The sequence below is a fragment of the Desulfurellaceae bacterium genome (assembly GCA_021296095.1).
In the GTDB taxonomy this organism is placed as follows: Bacteria; Desulfobacterota; Binatia; order Bin18; family Bin18; genus JAAXHF01.
Genome location: JAGWBB010000148.1, coordinates 1 through 3906 on the forward strand (window position 1 = coordinate 1; position 3906 = coordinate 3906).

6 protein-coding genes are annotated in these 3906 nt (G+C 63.8%); 5 read left to right on the forward strand and 1 reads right to left on the reverse strand.

Going from position 1 to position 3906, the window contains the following annotated elements:
- The 3 genes from J4F42_21730 to J4F42_21740 all read left to right on the forward strand — a co-directional run.
- A partial coding sequence (locus J4F42_21730; GenBank protein ID MCE2488144.1) for a hypothetical protein occupies window positions 1-194 on the forward strand: 194 nt, incomplete at its 5' end.
- A gap of 33 nt (window positions 195-227) precedes the next feature.
- A complete protein-coding gene (locus J4F42_21735; GenBank protein ID MCE2488145.1) occupies window positions 228-1016 on the forward strand; it encodes an enoyl-CoA hydratase/isomerase family protein in 789 nt (262 codons plus the stop codon).
- A 10-nt stretch (window positions 1017-1026) separates the two neighbouring features.
- On the forward strand, window positions 1027-1563 hold the full coding sequence (locus J4F42_21740; protein ID MCE2488146.1) for a carboxymuconolactone decarboxylase family protein: 537 nt from the start codon (window positions 1027-1029) through the stop codon (window positions 1561-1563).
- Here J4F42_21740 and J4F42_21745 read toward each other — a convergent pair.
- Window positions 1560-2270: an SOS response-associated peptidase gene (locus J4F42_21745; protein ID MCE2488147.1), complete on the reverse strand. Its 711-nt coding sequence runs from the start codon at window positions 2268-2270 to the stop codon at window positions 1560-1562. The genes J4F42_21740 and J4F42_21745 overlap by 4 nt on opposite strands.
- Window positions 2271-2367: 97 nt before the next feature.
- Here J4F42_21745 and J4F42_21750 point away from each other — a divergent pair, with 97 nt between their 5' ends.
- Both J4F42_21750 and J4F42_21755 read left to right on the forward strand, forming a co-directional pair.
- On the forward strand, window positions 2368-3024 hold the full coding sequence (locus J4F42_21750; GenBank protein MCE2488148.1) for a glutathione S-transferase N-terminal domain-containing protein: 657 nt from the start codon (window positions 2368-2370) through the stop codon (window positions 3022-3024).
- 55 nt (window positions 3025-3079) lie between these two features.
- Window positions 3080-3906: LLM class flavin-dependent oxidoreductase (locus tag J4F42_21755; GenBank protein MCE2488149.1), on the forward strand; the 827-nt coding region annotated here is incomplete at its 3' end.

Genomic DNA, 3906 nt, shown 5'->3' on the forward strand with positions numbered 1-3906 from the left:
GGACGCTGGCCCGCCGACAGCAGGCCAAGGCTCTGGAACTGCGCGCAGCTATCGACCTGGGGCGTCTGTGGCACCCACAGGGCAAGAAGGACATGGCCAGAACAATGCTGGCCGAGGTGTACGAACGGTTTACGGAAGGGCGCGACACCCAGGACTTGCAGGACGCCAAGGCGCTGCTTCATGTGCTGAGCTAAAAACGCTATGTGTGCGCGTACGGAGAGACAAGCATGTCAACACATCGAATTCTGAGTCAGGTATCTGACCGCGTGGCGTGTATCACCCTTAACCGCCCGGAGGTGCTGAACGCCTTTGAGGGCACGATGCGCGAGGAACTCCTGGCCGCGCTTGAACGGGCGGCCGACGATAGCGCGGTGCGGTGCGTGATGATTACCGGGGCAGGCCGCGCCTTTTGCGCCGGGGGCGATATCGCCAGCATGGCCGAACTCCAGGCCGACAACAACGACGCCGTAATCAAAGACCGCATGGTCGTCGGCGGCAGGATCATCCGCCTCATCCGCGGCATGCCCAAGCCGGTGATTGCGGCGGTGAACGGCGCCGCAGCCGGGGCGGGGATGAATCTGGCCCTGGGCTGTGACCTGCGCCTGGGCGCGGACACCGCCCGCTTTGCCGAGAGCTTCGTCAAAATCGGGCTTGTCCCCGACTGGGCGGGTTTTTCCTCATTGCCCCGCCTGGTCGGAACGGCCAAAGCCCTGGAGCTGATGCTGACCGGCGAGCGGCTCGACGCCGCCGAGGCCCTGCGGCTGGGTCTGCTCAACCGGGTGTATCCGCACGACAGCTTTCGCGCCGAGGCCCTCGATTTTGCCCGGCGGGTGGCCGCCGGGCCGCCCCAGACCCTGGCCCATATCAAACGCGGGGTGTATCTCGGGGCCAGCGCCGGCCTGGACGAAACCCTCGGCTATGAACATGACAGCCAGGCCGAACTCTTTCTGTCCGCCGATGCCCGCGAGGGCATGCGGGCGTTTCTGGAAAAACGACCGCCCGAATTCGGGAAATAAGGAGCGCGCCATGGCCCGCCTGCCGTATCTCGAACGCGACGATCTGCCCGAGCCGGAACGGGATATCTTCGACACGCTGCTCGAACAGCGCGGCGCGATCGGCAACATCTTCCGGGTTGTCGCCCACAGTCCGCTGTTGTTGCGCCGCATGTTGTATTTCAGCGACGGGCTGCGGAACCGCACCACGCTCGACCCCCGCTATCGGGAGCTGGCCATTCTGACCGTCGGACGGCTCACCCAGTGTGACTACGAGTACGTCCACCATCAGGCCCTGGCCAAACGCGTCGGCGTGCGGCCCGAGCAGGTCGAACGGCTGGCCGAGTGGGAAACCGACCCGGCCTTTAACGACCGGGAACGCGCCGTCATTCGCTATGCCACCGAGGTCACCCAGCAGGTCCGGGTATCTGACGCCACGTTTCAGGCCCTGGGCGACTTTCTGGACAATGAGCAGATTGTCGAACTGAGCCTGAATACCGGCTTCTACAATATGGTCGTACGCTTTCTGCTGCCGATGCAGGTCGAGCTGGAGCCGGACGCGCGCGACTAGGGACGGCCGGGCTCCGGGGTGTCGACGGGGTCCAGCGGCCGCAGACACTCGGGGCTGTCGTTGCGGGGAGAGTTGACGAGATCGGACACGGCGTAGGCCGTCATGGCCTCGGCCGGATAGGAGCTGAGCAGGGGCCGCAGCGCGTCGGGCTCCTGCACGCCGCGGTCCAGCCACACCGCCTCGGCCTCAGGCGCCAGGATGACCGGCATGCGATGGTGGATGGGCGCCAGCAGCGCGTTGGGGCTGGTAGTCAGAATCGTACACGAGTGGATCGCCTCGCCAGACTCGGCGACCCACTTCTCCCACAGCCCGGCCAGGGCAAACGGCTCGCCCGAGCGCAGGCTGATGTACAGCGGGGCCTTGCTCGGACCGTCTTTTTTCCACTCGTAGAATCCGTTGGCCACAATCAGGCAGCGCCGGCGACGCAGGGCGCGCCTGAAGCTCGGCTTTTCGGCCACCGTCTCGGACCGGGCGTTGATCATCTTGGCGCCGACCGACGGGTCTTTGGCCCACGGTGGAATCAGCCCCCAGCGCAAAAAGCCCGCCCGCCGTTTGGGTAAGGTGCTATCGCTCGCGTTGATCAGCGCCAGCACCGGCTGGCTGGGAGCGATGTTGTAGCGCGGGGAGTAGGACAGGTCAGACAACGAGCAGCCAAAGCGTTCTTGAATGCGTTCCGGGTCTGAGATCAAGGCGTAACGTCCACACATCGGCTGTCCTCCCTGCTGCCATACCTAGCAGACGCCTTGACAAAAAATAAGCGCTGTGGGAAAGGCGGTTCATGTATGACCACGGAGGGGGCCGACCATGATTGAACTGTACGATCTCGTTGGGGCGAACGATCTGCGCTTTAGTCCGTTCTGCTCGCGGACCAAGGCGGTCCTGAGCTATAAGAACCTCCCCTACACGACCGAGGCGGTGCGTTTCACGGAAAAGCACAAACTCACCTTCTCCGGCCAGGACCGCGTCCCGGTCGTCAGGCACGACGACGGCACGGTCGTGTCCGACTCGTGGGCGATTGCGTGTGATCTTGAGGAGCGTCAGACCGAGCCCCGGATTTTTCCCGGCCTGGGACACAAAGAAGCCTGCCGCTTTTTTAATCTGTACGTGGACAACACCGTCCACCCGGCCCTGGCCCCGGTCGTTATCGGCGACATCTTTGACAAGATTGAGCCGGGCGACCGCGACTACTTCCGCCAGTCGCGCGAGTCCCGCCTCGGCGCGCGGCTCGAAGACATCGCGGCCCGGCGAAACGAGTTCCGCCCCCAGCTGCAAAAAGCCCTGGCCGACCTGAACGCGACGCTGGCCGGTCAGGAGTATCTCTTCGGCGTTTTCAGCTACGCCGATATCTGTCTGTTCGGGACCTTCACCTGGATAACCAGAGTCAGCGACGAGCCGCTGTTTGACACCGTGCCGGCTCTCCGCGCCTGGTGGGAGCGAATGCAGGAACGGTTTAACGTCTGACTTCGGACAGCGGTCGTCCGCACCACATTGAAACACGGCAAAGGAGGAAGCTGGTATGCACATCATGTCTTTTTCGGAACGGGAATACATCGATGTCCCGGAAGAGGAAATCATCAGAAACGGCAGCAGTTACTTTGGCCTGCCCAACACCCTGTTCAGCGCCGACAGGGGCGGCCAGCTGATGAACGAGTATCTGGACGAGCGCATCTATGCCGAAGAGTTGGGCTTTGACGGGGTGATGCTGAACGAACATCACCAGACGCCCTTTTGTGGCGGTGCGGTCATGGATGTCGAGGCCGCGATCCTGGCCCGGGTTACCAAGCGGGTGAAAATCGTCCTGCTCGGCAACCCCCTGCCGGTCGCCGACCCGCTGCGGCTGGCCGAAGAGCTGGCCACCATCGACATGATCTCGGGCGGCCGTCTGGTGCCCGGCTGGGTGCGCGGCGCGGGCAGCGAGCAGCTGGCCAACAACATCAACCCGGCCTACAACCGTGAGCGCTTCAACGAGGCCCACGACTTTATCAACCAGGCCTGGACCAAACCCGGCCCGTGGCGCTACGAGGGCAAGCACTTCCACTATCGCTTCGTCAATCCCTGGCAGCTGCCAATCCAGAAGCCGGTGCCCCAGCAGTGGGTCCCGGGTGTGATCAGCCCCGAGACCGTGGTCTGGGCGGCCAAACACCGCTATCCGTATGTCGCGCTGGGCACCAACATCGAACCGACGGTTGAGATGGTCAACCTGTACGCCGACGTGGCCGAGCAGGAAGGCTACCAGGCCGGCCCGGAGAACTTCGGCTATCTCCAGAATGTCGTTCTGGCCGAAACCGAGGAGAAGGCCGAAGAGCTGGGCCGCGGCTTTGTGTTCGGCGGCGGCTTTGGCTC

Coding starts and splice junctions, on each gene's coding strand:
- J4F42_21735 (MCE2488145.1), top strand. CDS start 228: ATGTCAACACATCGAATTCTGAGTCAGGTATCTGACCGCGTGGCGTGT.
- J4F42_21750 (MCE2488148.1), top strand. CDS start 2,368: ATGATTGAACTGTACGATCTCGTTGGGGCGAACGATCTGCGCTTTAGT.
- J4F42_21745 (MCE2488147.1), bottom strand. CDS start 2,270: ATGTGTGGACGTTACGCCTTGATCTCAGACCCGGAACGCATTCAAGAA.
- J4F42_21740 (MCE2488146.1), top strand. CDS start 1,027: ATGGCCCGCCTGCCGTATCTCGAACGCGACGATCTGCCCGAGCCGGAA.